This window comes from Burkholderia sp. BE17, from assembly GCF_009362305.1.
Classification (GTDB): Bacteria; Pseudomonadota; Gammaproteobacteria; order Burkholderiales; family Burkholderiaceae; genus Burkholderia; species Burkholderia pyrrocinia_C.
In genome coordinates this window covers 16,417-40,950 of record NZ_WHNU01000020.1, presented here as the reverse complement: position 1 = coordinate 40,950, position 24,534 = coordinate 16,417, and the positions used below count along the sequence as shown (strand labels likewise).

25 protein-coding genes and 1 pseudogene are annotated in these 24,534 nt (G+C 58.8%); 12 read left to right on the top strand and 14 right to left on the bottom strand.

Annotated features, from left to right (window positions below):
- Positions 1 to 119: 119 nt before the first annotated feature.
- The 14 genes from GD429_RS18495 to sctU all read right to left on the bottom strand — a co-directional run bounded on the left by GD429_RS18495 (position 120) and on the right by sctU (position 13,460).
- A complete protein-coding gene (locus GD429_RS18495; protein ID WP_152858761.1) occupies positions 120 to 452 on the bottom strand; it encodes a hypothetical protein in 333 nt (110 codons plus the stop codon).
- Positions 453 to 685: 233 nt separating this feature from the next.
- Positions 686 to 1,705, bottom strand: coding sequence for an IS30 family transposase (locus GD429_RS18490; RefSeq protein ID WP_152858758.1), 1,020 nt, complete (start codon positions 1,703 to 1,705; stop codon positions 686 to 688).
- A 324-nt stretch (positions 1,706 to 2,029) separates the two neighbouring features.
- Positions 2,030 to 3,193 (bottom strand): hypothetical protein, encoded by a 1,164-nt coding sequence (locus GD429_RS18485; protein WP_193727137.1) that lies wholly within the window; start codon positions 3,191 to 3,193, stop codon positions 2,030 to 2,032.
- 744 nt (positions 3,194 to 3,937) lie between these two features.
- Positions 3,938 to 4,393 carry a CesT family type III secretion system chaperone gene (locus GD429_RS18480; protein WP_152858755.1) on the bottom strand — a complete coding sequence of 152 codons (456 nt, stop codon included), beginning with the start codon at positions 4,391 to 4,393 and terminating at the stop codon, positions 3,938 to 3,940.
- 114 nt (positions 4,394 to 4,507) lie between these two features.
- Positions 4,508 to 4,795, bottom strand: coding sequence for a hypothetical protein (locus GD429_RS18475; protein ID WP_152858752.1), 288 nt, complete (start codon positions 4,793 to 4,795; stop codon positions 4,508 to 4,510).
- A 128-nt stretch (positions 4,796 to 4,923) separates the two neighbouring features.
- Positions 4,924 to 5,172: a type III secretion protein gene (locus GD429_RS18470; protein ID WP_152858749.1), complete on the bottom strand. Its 249-nt coding sequence runs from the start codon at positions 5,170 to 5,172 to the stop codon at positions 4,924 to 4,926.
- Positions 5,173 to 5,227: 55 nt separating this feature from the next.
- Positions 5,228 to 6,277 (bottom strand): secretion protein, encoded by a 1,050-nt coding sequence (locus GD429_RS18465; RefSeq protein WP_152858746.1) that lies wholly within the window; start codon positions 6,275 to 6,277, stop codon positions 5,228 to 5,230.
- Between the two features lie 141 nt (positions 6,278 to 6,418).
- A complete protein-coding gene (locus GD429_RS18460; RefSeq protein ID WP_152858742.1) occupies positions 6,419 to 7,339 on the bottom strand; it encodes a hypothetical protein in 921 nt (306 codons plus the stop codon).
- 37 nt (positions 7,340 to 7,376) lie between these two features.
- Positions 7,377 to 7,640: a type III secretion system export apparatus subunit SctS gene (sctS, locus tag GD429_RS18455; protein WP_152858739.1), complete on the bottom strand. Its 264-nt coding sequence runs from the start codon at positions 7,638 to 7,640 to the stop codon at positions 7,377 to 7,379.
- Positions 7,641 to 7,662: 22 nt separating this feature from the next.
- Positions 7,663 to 8,313: a type III secretion system export apparatus subunit SctR gene (gene sctR, locus GD429_RS18450; RefSeq protein ID WP_152858922.1), complete on the bottom strand. Its 651-nt coding sequence runs from the start codon at positions 8,311 to 8,313 to the stop codon at positions 7,663 to 7,665.
- Entirely contained in the window at positions 8,297 to 9,376 is a 1,080-nt protein-coding gene (gene sctQ / locus GD429_RS18445; protein WP_415748942.1) for a type III secretion system cytoplasmic ring protein SctQ, read from the bottom strand. The genes sctR and sctQ overlap by 17 nt, the downstream gene beginning before the upstream one ends.
- 221 nt (positions 9,377 to 9,597) lie before the next feature.
- The gene (gene sctP / locus GD429_RS18440) at positions 9,598 to 10,272 is read right to left on the bottom strand and encodes a type III secretion system protein SctP (protein ID WP_152858735.1); all 675 of its coding nucleotides are present in this window, start codon (positions 10,270 to 10,272) and stop codon (positions 9,598 to 9,600) included.
- A 2-nt stretch (positions 10,273 to 10,274) separates the two neighbouring features.
- Positions 10,275 to 12,386 (bottom strand): type III secretion system export apparatus subunit SctV, encoded by a 2,112-nt coding sequence (sctV, locus tag GD429_RS18435; protein ID WP_152858731.1) that lies wholly within the window; start codon positions 12,384 to 12,386, stop codon positions 10,275 to 10,277.
- A 15-nt stretch (positions 12,387 to 12,401) separates the two neighbouring features.
- Positions 12,402 to 13,460, bottom strand: a complete 1,059-nt coding sequence (gene sctU / locus GD429_RS18430) for a type III secretion system export apparatus subunit SctU (RefSeq protein WP_152858728.1) — start codon at positions 13,458 to 13,460, stop codon at positions 12,402 to 12,404.
- Positions 13,461 to 13,487: 27 nt separating this feature from the next.
- On the opposite strand from sctU, the gene GD429_RS18425 reads away from it, so the two are divergent.
- From GD429_RS18425 to sctC, 12 genes and pseudogenes are all read left to right on the top strand, one after another.
- The gene (locus GD429_RS18425) at positions 13,488 to 13,757 is read left to right on the top strand and encodes a hypothetical protein (protein ID WP_152858725.1); all 270 of its coding nucleotides are present in this window, start codon (positions 13,488 to 13,490) and stop codon (positions 13,755 to 13,757) included.
- Positions 13,747 to 14,316, top strand: a complete 570-nt coding sequence (locus GD429_RS18420; protein ID WP_152858722.1) for an HrpB1 family type III secretion system apparatus protein — start codon at positions 13,747 to 13,749, stop codon at positions 14,314 to 14,316. The genes GD429_RS18425 and GD429_RS18420 overlap by 11 nt, the downstream gene beginning before the upstream one ends.
- A 36-nt stretch (positions 14,317 to 14,352) precedes the next feature.
- A complete protein-coding gene (locus GD429_RS18415) occupies positions 14,353 to 14,739 on the top strand; it encodes a type III secretion protein HrpB2 (RefSeq protein ID WP_152858719.1) in 387 nt (128 codons plus the stop codon).
- 37 nt (positions 14,740 to 14,776) lie between these two features.
- Entirely contained in the window at positions 14,777 to 15,601 is an 825-nt protein-coding gene (sctJ, locus tag GD429_RS18410; protein WP_152858716.1) for a type III secretion system inner membrane ring lipoprotein SctJ, read from the top strand.
- Between the two features lie 13 nt (positions 15,602 to 15,614).
- Positions 15,615 to 16,382 (top strand): type III secretion protein HrpB4, encoded by a 768-nt coding sequence (locus GD429_RS18405; RefSeq protein ID WP_152858713.1) that lies wholly within the window; start codon positions 15,615 to 15,617, stop codon positions 16,380 to 16,382.
- Positions 16,367 to 17,236, top strand: coding sequence for a type III secretion system stator protein SctL (sctL, locus tag GD429_RS18400; protein WP_152858710.1), 870 nt, complete (start codon positions 16,367 to 16,369; stop codon positions 17,234 to 17,236). The genes GD429_RS18405 and sctL overlap by 16 nt, the downstream gene beginning before the upstream one ends.
- The gene (sctN, locus tag GD429_RS18395; protein ID WP_152858707.1) at positions 17,233 to 18,582 is read left to right on the top strand and encodes a type III secretion system ATPase SctN; all 1,350 of its coding nucleotides are present in this window, start codon (positions 17,233 to 17,235) and stop codon (positions 18,580 to 18,582) included. The genes sctL and sctN overlap by 4 nt, the downstream gene beginning before the upstream one ends.
- Positions 18,582 to 19,109 carry a type III secretion protein HrpB7 gene (locus GD429_RS18390; protein ID WP_193727135.1) on the top strand — a complete coding sequence of 176 codons (528 nt, stop codon included), beginning with the start codon at positions 18,582 to 18,584 and terminating at the stop codon, positions 19,107 to 19,109. Before sctN ends, GD429_RS18390 begins: the two co-directional genes overlap by 1 nt.
- 17 nt (positions 19,110 to 19,126) lie before the next feature.
- Positions 19,127 to 19,924, top strand: coding sequence for a type III secretion system export apparatus subunit SctT (gene sctT / locus GD429_RS18385; protein WP_193727141.1), 798 nt, complete (start codon positions 19,127 to 19,129; stop codon positions 19,922 to 19,924).
- A 170-nt stretch (positions 19,925 to 20,094) separates the two neighbouring features.
- Positions 20,095 to 20,202, top strand: a pseudogene (locus GD429_RS18380) (IS5/IS1182 family transposase); the annotation flags it as partial.
- A gap of 530 nt (positions 20,203 to 20,732) precedes the next feature.
- Positions 20,733 to 22,184, top strand: a complete 1,452-nt coding sequence (locus GD429_RS18375; RefSeq protein WP_152858701.1) for a helix-turn-helix transcriptional regulator — start codon at positions 20,733 to 20,735, stop codon at positions 22,182 to 22,184.
- Between the two features lie 44 nt (positions 22,185 to 22,228).
- Positions 22,229 to 23,986, top strand: coding sequence for a type III secretion system outer membrane ring subunit SctC (gene sctC, locus GD429_RS18370; protein ID WP_152858699.1), 1,758 nt, complete (start codon positions 22,229 to 22,231; stop codon positions 23,984 to 23,986).
- Positions 23,987 to 24,534: the final 548 nt, after the last annotated feature.

Genomic DNA, 24,534 nt, shown 5'->3' with positions numbered 1-24,534 from the left:
AAGACATCGATCGGCTCTCCATCACCTCTATTGAAGTTGCGACCCCGAAAATACAAACATGACCTTACAATCATCTTCTACGGCAAGGCACTTCGCCATCATTTGCCTCATCTAATGCCCTACTCACTCTCATCAATAGGATTTTCCTCCAAATATCTTTTAATATCAATTTCTGAAATTCCAGGCGCACCCGCGCTTAACCACCTATCGAATTCGTCAGGATATGATCTATACACCCTCCCGCCAGACGATTGAATCGATACATCACCCCCAAATTCCGCTAAAAAACGCAGATGATGTACCATCATAATCCAAATTCGCTTGAGTTCAGGGTCCTGCGGCACGCCACCAGACGCCTCGGAAAGATAACGCGACTCGCCCTCAACGAAGTCCAACATATCCTTCGCCCTTCCAGCGCTCAGCATTAGCCTTATAATTTCCACCTTTCCCATGATCATCTACCGATAGAATTTAACGTTATACCCATTGACCTCAACACCTTTAAATCCGAGAGAGCTCATCGATTTCCCTAGCGGAGTAGCCCAAACTGCTTGAACCGGCGAAATCCCAGAAGAGGTCGCCGAATTGTAAGCATCACGGTTTGCATTACCCAACTGAGCAGACACAGTTTTCACCTTGTCTGCCCCAACGGATTCTATCGCCTTGGAAATGGCGGTCTCAAGAATCAAGTGCAACGTTTAGCTAAGCCGGCTGCGGCCAGTTCCATGGCCATAGCCTCTTCCGGCGTTTTCCAATTCAGGGTTTGGCGAGGACGGCCATTCATCAATTTGGCGATATCGTTCAACTGCATCTGTGTGACCCCAGACAGATCCATGCCCTTGGGCAGGAACTGGCGCAGCAGGCCATTTGTGTTCTCGTTGCTACCGCGTTGCCAAGGGGCATAGGGATCGGCAAACCAGATGTCCAGGTTCAGTCGCTCGGCCAGTTCTACATGACACGTCATTTCCGATCCGCGATCGTAGGTCAGGCTCTCGCGCAGAAAGGCCGGCACCTTTTTCATCTGGCGCGTGAAGCCTTCCAGCGCATCCTGGACCGTGCAACCGTCCATCCGGCACAGCACCACGAAGCGCGTTTTGCGCTCGACCAGCGTGCCGACGCAGGAACGATTAAAGGCGCCCTTGATCAGGTCGCCCTCCCAATGACCCGGCCACTTTCGTGTTTCGATCTCTTCGGGACGATGGATGATGCGCAGTTCTTCCGGCACAAAGCTCTTGCGGGCCAGCGTCTTGCGCGTGTTGCCGCGCGCCGGCTTTTCCTGGCGAAGCGCTTCGATCATCGCCTGCTTCAAGCCACCGCGCGGGTGAGTATAAATCGACGCGTAGATCGTTTCGTGACTGACGCGTTGTTCCAGATTCTCGGGGTGCATGTCGCGAAGTCTGGCAGCAATTTGCTGTGGCGACCAGCGCCGATAAACCAGATCGTGATGCACCTGCCAGTACAACGCGTTTCCAGCCGCCAGCTTTCGTGGCCGCCGACTTCGTTCACGTCGCCTGCGATATCCCTGGGCCGCCGCCGTGGCGTCATAACGGCACGACGACTCCCCGAGGTTGCGCGTCAGTTCGCGCGCAATGGTCGACGCACTGCGATTGAGCAGCCGGCCTATCGCTCGGACGCTTGTATTTCTGGCCCGCTCGATCATGATGGCCGCGCGCTCTTCGGCACTCAAATGCTTGTATTTCGTCATCACAACACCCTACCTCATGACGGGTGTTGCACTTGAAACTAGAGTCTAAGCCCTGCCTGAAAAACAAGCAGGATAGGTCGATTGCCCGGCTCAATTTTCAGTCGGCGCGATCCCTACAAGTGGCTCAATTTTCGGTCGGCGTAAACAGCCCAAGACGTCCGTCACTCAATACGTCCCGGCCGCCGCTGAGCATAATCCGGCGCTGAGCATAATCGTGAATATGCGAAGCTTCGCATATTCACGAATCCCGGCCGGGCCTCTATTCTATCTTCGATTCAGACCAGGCCAACCGATCAAATTGACAGCGCTCCTCGGAGGAAAAAGTCACTTGTGACCCAGCTTGACCATGCCGTCGTGCGTCGGGTTATAGCCTCTTGTCCCATCCGGATTCCACGTATTCTTGATATGGGCCCCGACACTTGCGTAAAAGGCTGTGAGCTGTTTGGCGCTATGCAAGAGCGACCAGGTGCCCTTATGCACCATTGCGATGGGAAAGGCGCCAGGATTTGCGACCTCGCCAGAGACGCCGCCGCTCTTCTTCACACTTTCGGCTTCGCGATCCATCATATAACTGACGAAATTGACCTGCGGTCCGTGACGAACGACATTGTGGTCGATATCGTTAAAAGGCCGGTGGGGATCAACGGCAGCGACGGCCCTATTAATGCTATCGATGATCTGCCGCTCATCCGCTGAGCCAACAAGGGGCGTATGGGGCGGCCCTGAGCCTCGGAACGTCAGCAAGTCGTGCATGTCGTAATCGCCCGTGAACAGGAGTGCATCCCAGGCAGGGTGCCGCTTTAGCGCTGCGAGCGAGCCGTCCAAGTCGTTCGTGTCGATCGGGTAAACACCGTTCTGGACGCAGTCGCCGAGATTATGGCCTGCGCTTATGTAGATGCCCGAGAGTTCGCCGGTGTTTTCGTCCCAGTGTCCGACATAACCTTCGATGCCGGCTTCCCTTATTCTTTTCAGCATTTCTTCGGCTCTCTCCCCGTAGATCTTGGTGAGCGAGGCGGGCTTGATGGTCTTTTCGAGGATATCGTGTCCTTTGGCTGCCGCGCCTTTGCCGAGCGCTGCAAGTGTGGCCGCGCCGGCAGCGCGGAAGCTAACGGCGAACTTTCCTTTGACAGATGCTTGCTCGATCGCAGCCATGTGGTTCGGACAGATGAACTCGGCCGCGACTTGCGCGCGGATTGCCTTTTGCGCGGCGGAAAGCGCTTGCGCCGGACCCGGACTATCGATCCGGGATGCCTGCCGCATGCTGCCGATTCCATCGGCATGGGATTGAATCCGTACGTGCTGGCGATTATGCGAATCGATCGCTGGCTTAATCGGAGCCTGGTGAGCGCGGCTAGGTAAGTGGACGAGTTCCGTGCGGATGGATACTGCCGACGTGCCGCTCTTCGTGCCAGGCGTTTTGGCGGCTTGAGCCGTTTCGTGGTTGTCCGTACGTGCAGAATACGCGACCGAAGTGCGATTAGCTTTCATGGCAGTTTCACGGTGGGAAGCAACGATGCCGAGTGTCAGAAGAGGTGATGCAACCCGTTCGTAGATGTACTGGGCGGATTCAACTGATCGTCACAACACCGCTCATGAGAGCGATCTTCAGAGGCTCCGCCAATTTCATTGGAGGGATGAGTTTAATATAGCATAGGTATCCTTAATAGATGACTGAAAAAAACGACTATTTCGACAGTTCAGCCATACCATGCCGCGATACGTTCCTTGAGCATGGACAGATGACACACGTGCCTTCATGGGATGGTTGCGAAGCGCGAGATGTTGCCGGATCTGGCAGAAACTTCGGAGAAGCGTCTACGGACGACACGTATCGCGAACGGCACGCGTCTGGTGTTCAACTATAGAGAAATCCGTACTCCAGGCGTCATTCTGCTTGATCGGCAAGATCTTCGATCCACGCGTCACAACCATTTTTCGTCGCTTCGACAACGTCGAATGCACAGCAATTGCTTCAAAACGCAATCGGTACGCTTGGTTCAATATGACTCGCCTGTAACGGGAAACTGTCAACACTTATCATTTGAAAACTTGCACATCCGACTGCTGCGGAAATTGCGTTCGACATTGACTCATGCGGAACAAACTGACAATCTCGTTGCGATGAATCGCGTGGGTCTTCCGGACTGGGTCGAGAGTTGGCAGTCGCCGCTTTCTGAACGATTTTGACAATGGGCGATACCTATAGCACGGGAGGCAGTGGCCGGCGGCACGTCAAGCGCGCAACCAGAAATATTTACCTGAAGCAATGCCCTCGAACATTTCGTCGTTCGATTCGACAATATTCGTTCGCCAGTAGCGGCCATGTTCCGCGTAGTGGGCGAGCAGGTCGGCCAGTTCTTGACCGTCAATGCCGCTGCTAAACGGCAACCGAATTATCAGTATGATGCCGCCCGTGTCGGCATCTACGCCGAGTTGGGCCTGATCCTGCGCATAAATCAGCAGGTTCGCTTCGAGCATCAACCTGAATACTGTCAATGTCCGACCAGCCGTTACCGTGCCGAAATGGAAATTGGCGTACATCGCTTCCGCGTCGTTGTCGAAAAACTCGAGGCGGACATCAAAGCCTTCCACTTCAATCGTGCGTGCTTCCAGCACGTTGTCGACGTTGAGGAGTCCGACGGTTGCGCACAGATCCTGAATCAAGCGGATATAGCGCTCGGTGCTCATGGTTTAAAAATTCGATGGGCACAATGAAAGCGGCGGACGAAGAGCCGGCCAGTGTCTTGGAAACTGGCCGGGTTCCCGGAACCCGAAAGTGCGAGCATCCGGAATGCGCATCGATTAGCCGCCTTGCGCTGCGCTCTTCACGTTACTGGAGCCGCTTTTCATCACGTTTGTGAGTGCGGCGGTCATCGCTTGTTGGAGCTGCATCTGCGCGGAAGCCAGCGTCATATCGTTCATCTGATTGCTGATCGATTGCATCTGGGCCTGGGTCGACGCAGCGTCGGTGCCACCCTGCGTTGTGCTTGCCCCTCTGTTGGCGATATTTGCTGCGGTGCTCGCCGCGCTGTCGACCACATTAAAGCCGCTCTGGAGCGTGCTGATAGATTTTCCAAGGGAGATTGCCATAATGACCTCGCTCTAGTTGAAGACTATTACTGCCGATCAATGCCGACTTCCCTGCGTCGGAACGTTGCCGTCCGAGCAGCAAGACAGGCTCGTGTTGCAGGCAGGCACGACGCCTGCTCGTGGCGCCGTCAGATTGCCGGCGCCTTTGCAGCTTCCTGCAATCCGGTTAATACACGGGACGTCGCGAGAAAGCCGCGATACAGCTTCGCGAGGTTGCTCCGATCGAAGTCGTTGGCGGCAGGCGCGGCACCGAGGCGTTCCGCGACCGCGTCGATTGCGGCGCACAGTTCGCGGAGTCGGCCATCGGCGGCTGGGTCATCCAGCAGCGTACGGACTTCGTTGAAGTCCCGTGCAAAAGGTTCCATTGGCTCATACATTGAAAAATTCTCCAGAAAGTAGGCGTAGCCGCGGCGTACGATTGACCGCAGATGATCAGCCCGGCAAACCGGGCGGAAGCGGGGGCACGTTGTCGGTTGCAGGAGACGCGGTGCCGCTCACGGCAGCGCTGTCGCTTGCCTTGGTTGGCGTATCTGTCACGTAAATGTGCTTTACGCCGTCCGGGGTCTGCGCGTATTGCACGTCGTCCGCCGAGACCATTTCCGCATACGACGTCGGATTTTTTGCCGCCGTCTCAGCGGCCGATTCCGTTGCGACGACGGTGACTTCCGTGACGTTCGGATCGAGATCGGAGCGGATCCGTGCGACGGCTGCTTCGAGTGCTTCACGGCTTCCCGCCAAGCCTTTCACGACGAAGCGGCCTCCGCCCGAGTACTCGACTTGCGCGCCAGGAATGCCGAGCGATTCCTCAATGCTGCGCGAAACCTGTTGAGCGACGTCGTATCGGCTCACGATGCCGGAGGTCGAGATGCTTGCGAGCAGCGTGCGCACCGCCGTGGCATCGGTCGCGCGCGCGACTATCCCGGTTACGACGACCGTGTTGCCGACCGGGCGTGCTTGCAGTCCGTCAATGTGAGCGGCCGCGAGTGCTCCGGTGATGCGCTGCGCGCGAAAGCCGACGTTCGGCGGCGGTGCGGCTCTGCTCGTTTGTGACGATGTAATTGCGACGACCGCAAGTATGATCGAGCCGACCGCAATACATGCGGTCGCCGTGCGCGCATAACGACGATTCCAGACCGGCCTGGTCTCACGCCGCAAAATCAGGATCGACAACAGTTCGAAGTCGGATGGCCATGCGGTCGCGTCAGGCCCTACGCAGAGGACCGTGCCATTGAATTGCTTCGGGACCAGGTCAACAAACAGGACCGCGTCGGGCGAGTCCGCAGCAGGTGTCGCCTTGCTGGCTTCCGGTTCGACGAACTGCGCGCGCACGACGTCGTCCGTGACGTGCAGAAAAAGATCGGCCGCGTGCCAGTCGGTTAAACGGATGTCGGCACCGTCGTCCGAGCCGATGCGATGCGTGCCGGGCGCAAGCTGCAACTGCGCTCCCGCATGTACACCTGTCAGAATCCGTAACAGCTTCATGGTCTCGTTCCAGCGTAATGATGGAAAGTGGCGGTGTTCCGTTTCCAGGTATCTACCGATTAATCGTCAGTATAGGTAGGTGTATCGGTTCTTTTGACGAAAATACGAAAGCAACGAGCGTTATGCGAACAGACGCATTCGTCATTCGCTTGATGCAGTACGAGTTGCCGGTGTCGGCTCCCTCTTGGCCTCACTTGTTGCTATCGAGCCGCTCGGAAGTCCATTTCGGATCGCGAGCAGCGTGGCGATCGCACGATCGAGACGGGCCGTTGTCCTCGGCATGCCCGATTGCAACCACAGTAGCGGAAAGAGCAGATTGAAGCGCTGCATGTCGTCACGGGCCGTGCGGTCAGGCAGGCGGTCAGCGCCCATGGCAGCCTGATCGGCGGGGACGGATTCGCGCAGCCTGGCGAGAGTGCTGACGGGAATCGGCCCGATGCGCCGCTGGATGAGAAGAAAATCCAACGACAACTCGAGCATCGCTGCCGTACGCGGTGCATTCGGGGGAAGCATGCGGAGCCCACGCATCTCGCTTTCCCAGGCCAGGGCAAGCGCATCGGCACGCTCGCCTTCTCGACCGGGTTCCGCATGCAGTTTGGCGATCGCATCGAAGCGGCTGCGTGGTGGGGCTACGACGCGTGATTCGGTGGCCTGTATGCGGGGAAGCGGTCGGCAAGGTTCGATGTCCGTAGGGTCGTCGCGCGGCTGTTCTCGTCCCCCCCGTCCGCCGCGATCGCGGTCCACGCCCAGTGTAGGCTCGAAGTGAGGCGCGGGCGAATCGTCGCCGTCGTCGCCCCCGCCCTTGCCGGCGACATTTCGACGCAACCGGTTCGCGATCTTGCGCTTTCGCGCGAGGGCATTCATCTTGGGGGAGCTTGGAGGCCTGCTGTTTGATGCAGGGTCTTGGGTGTACGTGAAACTCGTCGTGCCGCGATATAGCACTGCAGTCAGCGCGCTATTACGCGCCGCTAGCCGATCGGAGGTGCGCTGCTGCGCTTCCGTCGACTGTTGCAGCTGAGTTGACGATGGCTGATTCTTAGAAGTAGGAAATGCTCGGTTCATGCGAACCACCTCGAACGACTTTCCTGCTCGTTTGCATTCATTGCGGGATGGCAAGCTGCATCATCTGAATCGCGAAATGCAAGATCGCGGCGCAACCCGTTGGCGCGGCGATGACGATCGTGATCGTGACAGCGATCAGCTTCACGACTTGTGGCAAGGTCTGATCCTGCAACGACGTGATCGCCTGCACGAACGATACGCCAAGCCCGACCACGGCCGCAACGATCACGGGCGGCAGCGAGACGGTCAGGCATAGCAGCAGGGCCTGAGTAGAGAAGCGGATCAGCGAGTCGATTTCCATGGCAATTGACGGTCAGGCGAACTCATTTGTAAGTCATGACCAAGCCGTGGACGAGCGCGGACCAACCGTCCATGGCAACGAACAGCAGCAGCTTGAATGGGATGGCGACGTTGGTCGGTGTGATCTGATTGAGCCCCAGCGCAAGGAGCACATTGGCAATCACCAGGTCCACGATGATAAAGACGATGTACAGCAGAAAGCCGATCTTGAACGCGTCGGTCAACTCCGATAGCGCGAAAGCCGGCGCGAGAACAATGAGGTCGTGCTCGCTCAGGAGCGATGCCTCTTCTTTCGGCCAGATCACGGACGCGGAGCGAATAAAGAAGCGCTTTTCGCGCTCCCGGGTGTGCTTCTCAAGAAACGATCGAAACGGTTCACGTGCCGCACCAAGCACTTGAATCATGGCCTGGGAGGATTGCGACGCGAGTTGTTGTTCGTCGAGCGCCTTCGCCGCCTGCATGCCGACAGGTGCCATCACGTAGAGCGATACCAGAATCGCGATGCCGTTGAGAACCATATTGGGCGGAACCTGCTGCACGCCGAGGGCATTGCGCAGGAGTCCCAGCACGACGACAATCTTCGCATAGGAAGTAACGACCATCGCAATGAATGGCAACAAGCTGATTGCGACGACAACAAGCAGCAGCCCGGTAATGTCACTGAACTGTACCATGCCGATGTGCCATTTGAATGATGCGAACACCGAGGTGCTCGCCGACGGCCACGAGCTCCCCGTAGCCGACCGTCTGACCGTGTACGACGAGCCTCAGCTGTGCGTCCTTTACTGCCACCGGGAGCTCGATGACATAGCCTGGTTCGAGCACCGACAGCTGATCGATCGGCAGAGAGACGGTGTCGATCTCGAACTGAACCGGGAGCTCGAGTTCGCCGATCCGGGTTGGTTCGTCGGCCGTGGTGGCGTCGAGCCCGGCACTTGCTCGGTCTACATCTTCTGACATGTAACACTCCTTTAAGATGACGAACGATTGAACGTCAACTTGTACTGCTGCGTGAATGCGCACGTGTCCGCGCGCTCCCCATGCAGCGAAGGCGCGCAAGGATTCGTTGACTGACGTACCCGTCGAGAGCAGCGTCGCGTCGAAGTGAGGAAAGAGGCTTCGTAGCAGCACGTCGCCGGCTTTCAGGACGTTAAGCGTGTCGACCGATAGAGGCCGCACGCCAATGATCAGCGCGCCAGGTATCGCCAGTACCGGCCTGCGAGCCGTGGGTAGCGCCCGCAGCAGCGTGTCGACGATGTCGTAGCCGCGCATTGGCAGGCTGATCGCACAGTCGATGCGGCGCTCGTCGAGCACCAGCGACAGTTCGACCGCCGGACGGCCGCCCCAGCCATCGGCGTGGTCTGCCGAACACCGTCGCATGACCGACACGACACGCGGCGAAGGAAGTCCGAGATGATTTAGATGCCTGACGAGCGGTTCAAGCAAGATACCGGAGACGGCTTGCCTCAATGCCATCTGCTCGGGCGTTGCAGCGCGCGCACGCACGTCGTCACGCTCCGGGTAGGCCGCGATGTCGAGATCGGGGTGTGCGTCGAGATCGATGGCGATGAACACGGGAAACGCGCTCGCGCCGCCGGACGGCCCGATCGACAGTTCGATCACCGCTGCGTCGACGAGGCGATTGATGAACACGAGGAAGTCGTCGACTATCGAAACGTTCCATGATGCGAGTCCAGGCACGGACGCAGCAAGTGCTCCGATACGCGCGTCGAACACGGTCTCCGATGCACGTGCGACTGCGGGTTCAATCCGAATCGGCGAGAGCGGTGTAATGGCGGATACTGCAAGTTGTCGCGCGGCAGCTTGAGGCGACGCCGATCGATCTGACGAGCCATCGGATGCATTTGATCGTTCGTCCGGCTCGAGGGCAGCGAGGCCGCAGGGGTGGGCCGCGGTCGGATCGACGTAAAATGGTGAGGGCATGCGTTAAGAGCCGGTTACCACACAGATAGCTGGATGTCGCGAGCCTCGCCCCAGGAGCGCACTACCTTGTCGAGTTCGCGTTCGAGCAGATCGCTATGCGTCAAGAGTAAATCACGCGTCTCGCGATCGGGAACATCGAACCGAAGTCTGATGTTGAAACGCGAAAGCGCAACGTGCAGCGTCGTGTGTGGGAGCAGTTCAGGGTCGAGAGTCATCTGTACTTCCCAATTGCCGGCGGACACAATCGCGCTGTCGCCGCAGAATGCGCCGATCTCGCGCGATAGCATGCCGACGATCTGCAGAAAATGCTCCTGTCGTTCGACGATGACCGACACGGCAGGGGCGATCGCATGGCGGACGTGCTCGAATAACTCACGAGAATCGACTGCGCATGCGGCTGGCTCCATGACGGGGTTGCCATCAGGCGGTTCGGCGAGTGGCGCTGTCGGAGAGTTTGTCGGCTTGTCGGCTTGGGGAGGTGCTTCCAAACATGACTCTGATGGCGGCGCGGGTGACAAACCGGCATCCGAGTCGTACGGGGCCGGCGCGTCGCTTCGTGTAGTCGGGTTGCGATGCGTTCGGCCGCGTGCGAGTGCAGCAAAGTCGAAGCGACGTTTGCTCGTTGAACTCGGCGTTGCGGTCGGGCTACCCGGGATGATGCGCAACTGACGCGAACTGATGTGATTCATGGTTAGAGTGACACGCGGCCGACCGGGCGCAACTCGACGCGTTCGCCGAGTTCCTGATACGAATACACGGCAAGCCAGTCGATTCGTCGCTCGATCATTCGGCGCACATAGCGGCGGATGTCCATCGAAGTGACGAGCGCAATATCAGTGCGAGGATCATTGCCGACAAGCGACTGAACGCGATCGATAAGTCGATTCGCATCGTCGGGAGGCAGCGCGAGAAAATTGCCTGTCGGAGTTTGCTTGATGGCTTGGCGAATGTGCTGTTCCACCCGCATGTCCAACAGGACCGCGGACAACACACGTTCGCCTTGCGCTGCACGATGAGCGAGAAAGCGCGACAGGTCGCCGCGGACGTATTCGGTCAACATCAGCATGTCTTTTTCCTTCGCTCCCCAAGTGATCAGGCTTTCCATGATCGTACGAACATTGCGGATCGATATCTGCTCTTCGAGCAGGCGACGCAGCACATCGGCAATCCGCGTCGACGGCAAGACCTTCAGCACTTCGGCGACGAGCGCGGGGGAGTCGGTTGACAACTGATCGAGGATCCATTGCACCTCATGGATTCCCAGAAACAGCGGCGCGTGAGCGCGCATTGCAGCAACCGAGGTGTACGCGATAATCTGTTCGGCCCGCCATACGCCGTCTTTTGCCGTCACCGCTTGTTCGTCGATCCAATGGGTCGCCTGGCCGCCTGCGTCGACTGGTGGGCCGGCTTCGCTTTGTTCGATCAAAGCCCTGCGACGCTCCTTCTGCTCGTCCGTCAGCGTGGTGTGCGCGGCCGATAGGTGCTTTTCTTGCGGCAACATCGCCTTGCGGGCCGGAAGCGCGACGGAAAGGTGCGGCACCTCGTGAATCAGTACTTCGAAGGTTGCCGCGGCGAGCGCTGGATGAATCCACATCGTCACGCCGGGAAAAGGAAGCCCGAGTTCTTCCTGCAGGTGTGCGCGCTCGAGATCGAGCGCCTCGTCGAGTCGCGGCAGCGCAAGACTGGATGCGAGATCCGGCGCGATCCGAACGCCGACAGCGCAAGCGAACTGAGGAGCGCGAGGCAGGATCGGAGGGACGTCCGCTTTGGCGCCCGAACGCTGCATCGCGCGCAGCGTATCCTGCTCATTTCCGTGAGTCCCGCCCGACGACGGCGAACCTTTGCATGACAGTCGATAACCGGCGAACGCGAGCGCGGCGGCGAGCACCACGAACAGCGCTGCGGGGAATCCCGGCACGGCGGCGAAGCCAAGCAGAAGAAATGCCGCAAAGTACAACGCGCGAGCGCTCGAGCCGAGTTGATGGCCGATTTCGTCGCCGAGCGAGCGCCGCTTCGTGGTGCGTTCGTCCGAGACTCGAGTGATCATGACGCCTGCCGCGACGGACAGCAGCAATGATGGAATCTGCGACACCATTGCGTCACCGATCGATAGCACCGAGAAGCGGTTCGCCGCATCACCTGCCGACATCGCGTGGTACGCAACGCCGACCGCAATTCCCGCGACGATGTTGATCATCGTGATGATGAGACCGGCGATCGCATCGCCCTTGACGAACTTCATCGCGCCGTCCATCCCTCCGTGCAACTGGCTCTCGACCGCGAGCGTCGCGCGCTTTCTCCGCGCCTCCTCGGTGGTCAGCAGGCCAGAGCGCAAATCGGCGTCAATGCTCATCTGCTTGCCGGGCAGCGCATCCAGAGTGAAACGGGCGCCAACTTCCGCAACACGCTCGGAGCCTTTCGCGATCACGATGAATTGCACGGTCGTGATGATTACGAATACGACCAGTCCCACGACGAGGTTACCGCCCACGACGAGTTGACCGAAACTCTCGATAATATTGCCTGCCTCTGCATGCAGCAGGATTGACTTGGTGGACGCGATGTTGAGCGACAGACGAAACAGCGTCGTGAAAAGTAGCAACGACGGAAACGCAGATAGCGCGGAAATGTCGGGGACGTACATCGTCACCATCAGCAGCGTAACGCTGATCGTGATGTTGATGCCGAGCAGTAGGTCGATCACGACCGGGGGCAGCGGCAGTATCATCAGCGAGATGATTGCAATGACCATGGCGACGATCCCGATTTCGCCACCTGCGGGCAGTTTCAACGACTTGAACATGGACGCTCCAGTAAATCAGGCTTGATCAATCCGGCGCGGACCGATCGCATCGACCCAACGCAGGATCGCCGCGACAATCTCGAACAGTTCTTCGGGTACCGGCTCCTCGACGCCCACTTTGAACAACGCGCGCGCGACCGGTGGATTGCCGATGATTGGCACGTTTGCGTTTTGCGCCGCTCGCCGCAACGCCATGGCCGTTTCGTCGACGCCCTTCGCGACCACTCGGGGCAGCGGATGCTCGTCGGGAACGTAGCGAACCGCGACCGCGTAGTGGGTAGGGTTGACGACGACGAAATTCGCTTGTGCGACCTGGCGCTGTGGCGGTGCTGTCGACAGTTCGCGTGCAAGCCGTCTGCGCTCGCCCTTGAGCAGCGGATCACCTTCGTCGTTCTTGGATTCGCGCTTTACTTCGTCCTTCGTCATTTTCATCTTTTTCATGAACATGAAGCGCTGGAGCTTCACATCGACTGCACCCACCAGTACGAAGAGACCTGCCATCACGATCAGTAACTTCGCCAGAATCTCCCAAACGATGCGCGACAGTTCCGGCGGTGATTGGTACAGCGAGCCGGCAACGAGCGGGAACAGCCATACGATCGCTTTCCACGCCACGCAGAATATGACCGTGGCCTTGACGACCATCTTGATGGACTCGGTCGCGGTGCGCGGCGAGAACAGCTTCTTCAGGCCTTCGCCGGGGTTGAGCGCGCTGATATTCGGCATGACCGGTTTCAGCGATATCTGCAGTCCGACTTGCAGGACCGAACCGGCGATGGCCGCGAGCGCTGCGAAGAGCAGGAGCGGCATGATCGCCCACAGCGCGATGCCGCCGAGCGTGTAAAACCGCGCGATAATTGCGACAAGCGAATGATCGGCGGACACGAATGCTAGCGCGCCATTGATGAGCGAGCGCATCGCCTCGCCGAAATGATCGGCTGCCGCCATCAGAAATAGAGCGGCGGTCGACATCGATACGGCATCGGTTAGATCCGTGCTGCGGGCTACGTCACCGTCCCTACGAGCGTCACGCAGCTTCTTATCGGTAGGTTCTTCGGTTTTATCGTCGCTCATGCGTCGGCTCAGCTATCGAATACGTACTTGGTGCTCGGTACGTTGGTCGAAGCCACGTTACCAGTCATCGGATGGAAGACGAACCGTCTGCGCGAACTCGATGCTCAATTTGCGAAGCAAGGTGAAGTGGTGTCGCGTGAAATGCGTATCGATTTCGCGTTTGCCGTATGCACTTCGCGAGGGCGGCGACGTATCGACTCGAAGATTGCTAAGGTTCAGTCGGGTATCGCGGCGTGCTGGGCGCGCCGTGTTGAACGAATCAAATCCAGATTCAGGGGACTAGGAAATGAAAGCTGATACGCCGGAATACTTGCAATGCCGTCCCGAGATTGTCGGTGGGTTGATCGAGACGGCATCCGCCGCGCTTCTAGGGACATTTCCGAAAGTGACGGCGGACCCGTACGACATTGAACTGATTCTCGATGCGTTGCGGGTGATGCGACCGAATGTGGCCGAGATTCAGATGCTCGATGGTGTTCTGTGCATGGCTTGCGAACGTTGGGATGACGCAATCCGTTCGCTGTCCGAGGTTTGCGCGGCCGCGCCGCAATTCGACTACGGGAAAGCCCTGCTTGCATTCTGTCTGTCGACGAAGGGCGACGATTCATGGAAGCAGCACGCTACCGAGGCACTGGCAAACAATCCGAACGACGACACGTTGGTGCTCCTCAAGGCGCTTCAGGCGCGCGAGGATATGGTGAAGGCAGTACATGCAAGCCGAAATGGCGGCCCGTTCGTGCCGCCGCAGTCGGTCTGCGAACTGAATGCCGAGCTTGAGCAAGGAACGAAGGAGGCCGAGAAGTCGCCCGCCGAGCGGATCGAAATATCGCAATACGGTGCCACGTTGCGCGCGTGACCGGCCTCACACCCCCAATTATTTGCGAGATTGGACATGAACGTGGACGTCAGTCGTACCGCGATGCAAATGTCGCTTGAGCAACTCAGGAACGGAACGGTGGAAAGCACGCCGGCCCATGTGGCGGAAAGATTCAGCGCATTGATGCGGAAAGCGCCGATGGAACCCGTGCACGCTTCGCAGAGCGCGGGGCTCGAAACGGTCTCAAAGCTTGCGGCAGCACAGGACATGGAAATCCAGCGTAGCGTAAGCGACGTCGCGGATGTTGAGCGACGAGCGCCTACGCTCAGTATGAGTGAGATGAACGTCGAGACGATTCGTTTGACGTATGAGATCGCGAGTACGCAGCTTGACATGGAGGCGAAGATGAGCGTCGTCAACTCATCGAAAACCGCGATCGAGACGCTGATGAAAAACCAATGACTCTCGAATCGGGTGGCCGTAGGAAGGGCTGCAAAGAATGATATCCGGACGCATGTCGATTTACAGCGTTGCCACGCGGCTTCTCTGCGTGCTCGCGTTATGCTTTCAGCTCGCCGGATGTAAGAAGGAGTTGTATACCGGCCTGTCGGAGGAGGACGTCAACGAGATGGTGGTAGCCCTCCTCGAGAACGGCGTCGACGCAACCAAAGAGGCGACGGACGGCGGCAAGAACTGGAAGCTTGACGTCGATGGCGATCAGCTTGTTCACGCGATGGACGTACTGCGCGCGCGCGGGTTGCCGCGCAGTAAGTTCGATGACCTCGGAAACCTGTTCAAAAAGGATGGTCTCGTTTCGACGCCGACCGAGGAGCGGATCCGCTTTATTTACGGGATGTCGCAGGAGTTGTCGTCGACACTGTCGAAGATCGATGGCGTGCTGGTTGCGCGCGTGCAGATCGTGCTTCCGAATAACGACCCGCTTGCGCAGACGGTCAAGCCGTCATCGGCGGCCGTGTTCATCAAGTATCGGTCCAGTGCCGACATTGGTGCGCTGACTCCGCAGATCAAGACGCTCGTCATGCATAGCGTCGAGGGATTGACCTATGACCAGGTCAGCGTGACGGCGGTGGCCGCGGATTCAGTCGATCCTGCGCGACCGAAAGCGGCGATGTCGTCCGTGCCACTCTGGCTTGTAGGTCTTCTGGCGTTTGTGACAGTGTCGGTCGTGGTGGCGGCGGTGTTCATGTTGCTTTGGTACCGTCGGGAGATGACGGGCGCGCATGAAGTCGGCGACGGGCAGCCACCACCCGGGCGTGTTGCCGAACTCTTCGCGCGCCTGCGTCGCCGGCAGCGGACGAACTGAGGGGGCGCAATGTATGGTCGCCATATCGAGTTCGCCGCCACGACAACGCGCTGCAGCCTTGTTGGATAGCTATCGGCGTAATTTCGCGAAAGCCATATGTTGTGCCGATCCGTCGTGGACCTGCACACTCCTCGGCATCGACGACTCGCGCTACTCTGTCTGGCGGGCGACGCTCGAGCAGGTGGGCGAAGCCGCGCGCGACAACTACTCGCAAGCGCTCGCGCGCGCTGCAGGTGTGACGCGGCCGTCGCTTGACATGCTACTCGAGCCGGCCTTGCGGGAGCCAACGCACGGTTCAATCGTTGCCGCGCAAATACCGAATCTGGCGCTGCTGGATGTGCTGCCGCAAGAGACCGGGCTGGCCATATTGAGAATGCGCGCGCTATCACTCCGGAGCGCAGAGGTACGGCTCTTGATCGATAAACAGACGCGCTCGCAGATTTCGGCATGGACGGGAGTTCATCCAGACGCTTTCATTCAAGACTCGCGTTCGATTGGCGTGACGGATGCTGCGTGGCTGAATACGAAAGACGGAATGCCTCCGCTGGTGTCTCACGATGCACTAACGTTGTCGATCGAGGGCTGGATGCTGTTGTTGCGCGATACGGGCGCGGACCCGTCCTCGGACATGATTACATTGATGCGGCTTGCCTTGCCGCGTAACCTGGTCGCGCCTCATTGGCTGGGCGAATTGCCTTCGCGACCCAACACGTTCTGCGGCGAGCATCTCTTCGCTCGACTTCCTCGATTATTGCCGGAGCACGCATGGGTATTTGGTTGAGGCGCCCACAGGTCGCCGAAATCGGGCAGGTCTCGCCGGACGTCTCAGCTCGACTTGGCTTTTCCGGCGACGTTGTGCCGCGAGAATGTTTCGGTGAATTGATATCGATCGCGTCTGCCTATGCGGCGCTTGACGAGGATCGCGACGCGGTGCTTGCTGCCGCCCGTCAAGAGGCTGACGGAGTCATTGCGGAGGCGGTGGCGAGGACAGAGGAGTTGATCGCCGCCGCACGTAGCGAATACGACGCGGCCGCCGAGCACGGCTATCGAGACGGCTACGAACAAGCGTTCGGAAAGTGGCTGGATCGCCTTGCCGAAGTAGCGGACGTACAGAACCAGCTGCAACTGCGAATGCGCGAACGTTTGGCTGACATCGTCGCATCGGCAGTCGAGCAAATCGTGCGCGCTGAAAGTCGCGAAACGTTGTTCGAGCGCGCACTTGCATCGGTCGAGCGAATCGTGGACGGTGCGACGTATTTGCGTGTCGTCGTGCATGAGGACGATCTGGATCGAGCGAAGGGGATCTTTGGCACGTTCGAGGAGCGCTGGCGTGAGTTCGGTCGCCCGATCCCGATGTCGGTGGTGGCGGATAAACGGCTTGCGCCTGGCAGTTGCATATGCGAGTCGGACTTCGGCGCAATCGATGCGAGCCTCGATACGCAACTGCGTGCGATGCGTGGCGCCGTTGCGCGTGCGCTCAAGCGTTCGATGGAGGAAGCCGGCGCGAATGACGTCGATACGACGCGAAATGACGGATCGATCGATACCACGCCGGATCTGGATGAGGGGCGCGACAGGCAGGAAGCCGGGCAGAGTGCTGCGGGAGCGGGCGCGAATCGTGGAGCGGAGACATGAGCGTGGGCGAGCCGTTGCGCACGACCGAATTCAGTCGCCTGGCGGATGCGATCGAGCGGGAAATTCTCGCCGTGTCCGGTGTCGTGCGCACGGGCCGAGTCCTCGAAGTGATCGGCACGCTGATCAAGGTGTCGGGGCTCGATGTTGCGCTCGGGGAACTGTGTGAACTCCGAACGTCCGAAGGCAAGCTGCTGCAACGTGCGGAAGTCGTTGGTTTCTCGCGTGACGTGGCCCTGCTTTCGCCGTTCTCGCAACTCGAGCAGATCTCGCGGACCACTCAGGTGATCGGGCTCGGCCATCCGTTGTCGATCCCGGTCGGCGAGGCGCTGCTTGGCCGTGTGATCGATGGCCTCGGAGAGCCGCTCGATGGTGGTCCTCCACTTGCGTCCGATAGGCTGCAGCCGTTGATCGCAGCGCCACCCGATCCGATGAGTCGTCGAATGATCGGCGAGACGATGCCTACGGGTGTGCGCGTCGTAGACGCGATGATGGCGCTCGGCGAGGGGCAGCGGATGGGTATCTTCGCGCCGGCGGGCGTCGGCAAGAGCACGCTGCTGGGCATGTTTGCACGCGGTGCCGCATGTGATGTCAATGTTATCGCGCTGATCGGCGAGCGGGGGCGCGAGGTGCGCGAGTTCATCGAATTGATTCTCGGACCGGAAGGCATGTCGCGTTCGGTCGTCGTCTGCGCAACGTCGGATCGCTCGTCAATGGAGCGGGCGAAGGCGGCATATGCGGCGACGGCGATCGCTGAATACTTCCGGGACCGGGGGCGACGTGTGCTGCTGATGATGGACTCGTTGACGCGCTTTGCGCGAGCCGGTCGCGAAATCGGTCTTGCGGCTGGCGAACCACCTGCTCGGCGAGGTTTTCCTCCGTCGGTTTTCGCCGAGTTGCCGCGCTTGCTCGAGCGGGCCGGAATGGGCAAGACCGGTTCGATCACGGCGCTCTATACCGTGCTCGCGGAAGACGAAAGCGGCAGCGACCCTGTCGCCGAAGAAGTGCGCGGCATTCTCGACGGCCACATGATCCTGTCGCGGGAGGTCGCGGCAAAAAATCAGTACCCGGCAATCGATGTACTTGGGAGCCTATCCCGTGTGATGCCGCTCGTTGTCGACGATGGTCACATGCGCGCGTCGGCACGGATTCGAGAGCTAATGGCGAAGCATCGGGAGGTAGAGGTTTTGCTGCAAATCGGTGAGTACAAGGCGGGTGCGAATCCGCTTGCGGACGAGGCAATTGAGAAGGCCGACGCGATCCGGTCGTTTTTCTCGCAACGGACAGACGACTATGCCGCGTGCGAGGACACTGTTGCTCAACTGTATGCATTGAGCGGGGTGCGCTGATGGCGGCGGTTGCGAAGTCGATGATGCGTGATCGTCGCGCCATGGCGTTTGCGCGAGCGAGCGAACGGCGCCGCAAGCTGGACGGGACATTGCGCGGAGAGCTTGCCAAGCGGTGCACCGAGCTGCAATCACTCGAAATATTTCTGGAAGAAAAAGCACGGCAGGTCGAGCTGAAAGCAGCCGACGTGAACTGCCACGCGGCCCGAGTCGACGCACTGACAACTGGAACAGAGGCTTTCTCGCTCGATGAACTGACTTCCTATCACGCGTATCTCGGCGTTGCGGGGGAGCATCTGCGTACGCTCGAGATCGAGGAGGCGCGGCTGCATGCCGCATTCGAAGCGCTTGCAGCCGTTATCGAGGAAAAGAATCTTGAGATCGCACGCAATCTGGCTCGTATCGATGCATGCGACGAGCGCATCGCGCAGATTCGGCGGGATTATGAGCAGGCGGGAGACGAGGCGCTCGACGAGGAGATGGAAGAAGCGGCGCACGCGCGGCGCATGCGGAATCGGGAGGTAACTTGAATTCCTCGCTCTTCTCCTTGCAGGGCTGGGCCGGCGTGCTGCTCAATGAAGTCACGCTGCTCTGTATCTGCTCGGTCCGTCTCTTTATCGTTACGTCCATCTTCCCGCCGACAGCCGACGGGCTGCCGCAAGGCATTGTGCGCAATGCGATCGTGCTCTTGTTTGGTTCGTACGTCGCATACGGGCAACCGGCCGGTTTCGTGCAGACCTTGCACGGCCCGACGCTGATCGTGACTGGTCTGAGAGAGGCGATGATCGGAACCGTCATCGGTATCGCCGCGTCCACGGTGTTCTGGGCGGTCGAAGGCGCGGGATGCTATATCGACGATCTGACGGGGTACAACAACGTGCAGATTACTAATCCGTCGCGTGGGGAGCAGTCGATACCGACCGCGACGCTGCTTTCCCAAGTCGCAACGGTTGCATTCTGGGTGTTCGGTGGCATGACATTTCTGCTCGGTACGTTATACGAATCGTATCAGTGGTGGCCGATTACGCTTTCGCTTCCCCGCATGCCGGTGCTTCTCGAGGCGTTCGTCGTGCACCAAACCGACACCTTGATGCAAATGGTCACGAAGCTCGCGGCGCCGATGATGCTTGTCCTGCTGCTGATCGATTTTGCATTCGGCTTCGCTGCGAAGTCGGCTTCGAAGCTCGATCTCATGGGATTGAGTCAACCGGTCAAGGGGGCGATAACTGTGCTGATGCTCGCATTGTTCATCGGCATGTTCGTCGATCAAGCGCGTGAGCAGGTGACATTGTTGACGTTGTCAAAACAGCTTCGCGAGTGGTCGCATGTCATGTCGCATGACTGACAAGAACGTCGGAGGCCAGTTCGAAACCCCTGTATGGGGACTGTTTGCGGTTTCGGCGAACTGCAATTCCTGGGACCCTGAACAGCGGGAAGCGCTGACTACCGATGAAAAATCGTTGACCTCGGTCAAGCCGCGACTGTTGCACCCGAACCGCGATTCAAGACCGATTCTGGCGACGCAATTTTCGTCGTATTCGCATTCGTTTCGAACGTCGAGCCAAGATTCACGAAGCGTTCCTGAAACTCGGCTACTACATCGTATTCCTGAGCATATTATGAAATACGAGGGGTGGCAGAGTTCCGTGACAGCTCCGTTTAACTCAGATGGGCGTTCGAGGCGAATGCGAAAACGAGGTAGGTTTTGGAGCCGGGAGTGAGTCTGGTCGTCCGCAGGCGGGAAGCCGAGCCTGCCTGTCTCGCGCCGTCTCGCAAGCGATGGCTCGTGCGGCCGATCCATCACGCACGGCTTGCCAGGACGGTCTTGTGCGCGGGCTCAGACGCTGCAATGACGGGTTGGTTCAGGTCAAATACTCGTCATCAAGAATCGAGGTTTCCTGCCTTGGACTCCCGTTGTTCACGTGCCCAGGGTTTTCAGATTGCGGAGAACGCAACCGGTTCCCCATGGTTTTTCAACTATTCTAAAAGTAGTGAATACCTTTCGCATACCTGACGATTGAATAGACAAATTTTGTTAGATTCGCCTCATGTTCGGAGATATTGAGAGTGGGTTCGTTGCACCGGGTATAGAGTGACGACGTGAGGTCCGGTTTGGTGAAAGAAGTACGTTTGACTAGACAAGGAGTCATGTCATGTTCTCGATGCTCTACTTTCCGATGGCATCGGCGTTGAATCTGCTGCGCGCAGACGCGCCGGCGCAGGTACGGTCGCATCTAACCCTGGTTCTCGAGGGCGAGCTCGATGCGGCGCTCGAGCGATCCAGCGATTGGCTCGACGGTACAGTGGCGTCAGATCGGACATCATGCGATCTGCAATTGCACGCTGATCTGCAATTGGTGCTTGGCTTCGAAGTAGAGGCCGAAGAGAACTATCGGCGTTCGCAACGAAAAATTCGCGGCTCAAACTGCAATGTTCGCATCGCGACCTGCCGGAACACCGCGTGGCAGGCGCTGTTCCGCCACCGAGTCACCACTGCGCTCGCATGTTTCTCCCGCATATGCGATGAACCCGACATTCAAGCAGGATGGTTGGCTGAATCGCGCTTCGGGATTGCTTGTGCACTTTATGAAATGGGACGCATAGACGATGCGTTTGACGCCATCGATTCGATGGAGGAGATCGTCCAACAGCTGTCCGACGATACACGCGTGTACTGGCGAGACTTTATCGCCGTGTTGCGTTTCGATCTTGTCGTGCAGAGCGATTTGCGGCGAGCGACGGAGTTCAGCGACCATGTGTATTGGCAATCTGCGCAGTCAATGAGCCTGATGGATCGTGCGTGCGACGTGCTGGAACCTGCCATATCCGTCGAGGCTCCGTTGCTGCGAGATCGTGTCGCATATCTGCTTCAGTTGAGATGCGCGACCGCAGGAGATCGAAACGCGATCACCGAATTGGCGCGGTATCTCGATGTCGCAGGAGAGCAAGGATTCGTTGATTTTCGCCACACGCTGCGCCTTGAGATTGCGCTCGCTTTGCTGGCAGGCAACGCGCCGAATTTGGCACATTTTGTGCTGGAGCCGATGTCCGAAACAGTGCATGGCGGCGAATTGGGTCGTCGCTATCTGGAGTATTTCTATTGTGTGGCCAAGATCCATCAATTGCAGGACCACACTCAGGAATCGTTGAGCGTCTTCAGGCGTTACGCGCTGGTCGCTACGCGATGTCTACGCGAGGATGCGATGATGGGCAAGCCGTTTCTTGTTGGTCGGAAATTGAACCAGCCACCTCAATCCGACGACGTGACTGCGCGGTTGCCATTGAAGTATCGACGCGCCTATCACTATATTCTCCAGAATCTCAGTCGTAGCGATCTTTCGGTTCGGGAGGTCGCGGCGGAGATAGGCGTCACGGAGCGCGCGCTGCAGAATGCGTTCAAGGTCTACCTCGGGCTTTCGCCACGTGAACTGATTCGCTCACAGAGGATGGAGCGGATCCGTACGGAGCTTGTCGATTTCACATCGACCGGCGAGCGGAGCGTAAAGGAGGCGGCTCGCAAATGGGGCGTCCAGAACGGGTCGACACTCGTAGTCGCCTACCGAAAGGAGTTCGACGAGACACCTTCGGAAACGCTCGCAGGCTGATCTCGGCTGGCTACTGTCTCCCAACCTAAACTCCAAAAAAGACGATGAAAGCGAAAGCATTGTTATGCGCGGCATGGTGTGCCGCGATACTTGGCACTACAGGAATCAATGCCGCGAACGCGATGCCTGTACGCTGGAGGGGCACGATAGTGCACGTCGCGCTGGCAGGAAAGGATCTGAAGGACGTGCTGAGAGATTTCGCCGCGAGTCAAGGCGTCGCGACGTCAATTGCCGGTAACGTTCAGGGTACCGTCACGGGCCGATTTGATCTGTCGCCGCAGCGTTTCCTCGATACGCTCGCGGCGACTTTCGGATTTGTGTGGTTCTACGACGGCAATATCTTGTCGATAACAAATGCGAACGATATGACGCGGCAAGTCTTGCCGCTCGATCACGCTTCGATCAGCGACTTGCGCTCCGCGCTGCGCCAGATCGGCATGGACGACAAGCGATTTCCGATCTACTTCGACGAGGAATCGGGGACCATGATCGTTAGTGGTCCATTGCAATATGTTCAGACGATAATCGATATCGCGCAGCGGCTCGACACGCGTTCCGGACGTCGGAACGGGTCGACGATCCGTATCTTCAAGCTGAAGCATGCGTGGGCGGCAGATCACACCGTGCAGATCGATGGAAATCCGGTGACCGTGCCCGGGATCGCGTCTGTGCTGGCGAACTTGTACCGAGTGGGGGGGGAGGCGGGAGCCAGTCAGCCAAGCGCAGCACCGGGCGTGCAGCGTGTGCAGTCGATGAACGACGTTTCAGGCGGAGCATCCGGGGACAATCGGCTGATGCCGCCATTACCGCCGAGCATGACGGGGGGCGACCTGTTCACCAAAGGGGCACAGAATGGCGGTGCAAGCGGGGGGGCGCGAGCCGCCGCAGCTGGCGGCCCATCCCAGACCGGGGGCCCGTCCGCGGGGAATGACGAGTTGCCGATCATCCAGCCCGATCCGATGACCAACTCGGTGTTGATCCGTGATATGCCCGATCGCCTCGCACAGTACGCGCCGCTTATCCGACAACTCGACATTCAACCCAAGCTCATAGAAATCCAGGCGCACATCATGGAGATCGACGACGACTTGCTTCGACAAATTGGTGTCGACTGGCGCGCGCATAACAGTCACGGCGATGTTCAGACGGGCGCGGGCACGACGGTGCAAAACAGTTATTCGGATGGCCAGGTCAATCCGTTCTTCGGCACGACGGCGCTCGCAGGCAACGCGATTGTCAATGCAACGCCTGCCGGCGCGTCGGTCACGGCAGTCGTCGGGGACGCGGCTCGCTTCTTGATGGCGCGCGTGAACGCGCTGCAGTCGACATCGAAGGTGAAGATCGACTCTTCGCCGCTTGTCGCGACGCTCGACAACTCGGAGGCCGTGATGGACAACACGACGCGCTTCTTCGTCAGGGTGTCGGGTTATGCGTCGGCGGAACTTTACAGCGTGTCGACCGGCACTTCGCTGCGCGTTCTCCCGATGATCGTGCAAGACGGTCGCGGCACCCGGATCAAGATGAATGTTCACGTGACGGACGGGCAGCTGACGGGCGACCAGGTCGATAGTCTCCCAGTTATCACGAGCAGCGAAATCAACACGCAGGCATTCGTCGGTCAGGGTCAAAGCCTGCTGATCGCAGGTTACAGTACGGACAAGCGCGTGAACGGTGTGAGTGGCGTGCCCTGGCTGTCAAGGATTCCGTTGCTTGGCGCACTGTTCCGATACAGCAACGACTCGCAAAATCACAAGGAGCGTGTGTTTCTGTTGTCGCCGCGGATCATCGACCCGGACACGTGAGCCCCGCGCTCCGTAGCCGTATCGAGTCGGCGCGATGTGGAAGAAGAGGGAGGCGGACAGTCGAGGTGGCGGAATATTGTAGGCACCGAGACTGTAGTTCATATTTGCTGCCCGACGTGGGCACAATACGTGCGAGTTTGATTCAATTGATTGCCGATGCAACGCGCGACCGGTTGTTTTTGGCACGATAATGTCGCTTGCATTGCTTTCCATTGGCAGACTATCGCGTCTGCCGCTTTCCGGAGCGCCGAGGGTCGAATGTGCCACGTCTCTCAAGGCATCTTCGCGCCGACCACACGCGTTGCTACCGGCTTCTTCGGACCTGGCGGGTGAGCATCGCTTGACAAGCGGTCGACTTTGTATCCTGATTCGGTCTCGCCTTCGATCTCCGCCTTCTTCGTCGCTGAAGACGGTTCGCGTGCGAAAACTGATACTCGTTCTCGCAGGACGCGATTTGACCTATTCATGTGATGCGTTGCGGCCGCCTTCGTGGATGACCTTCTCACATGAAGATGTGATCGAAGCCGCACGACGCGTGCCGCATCGCG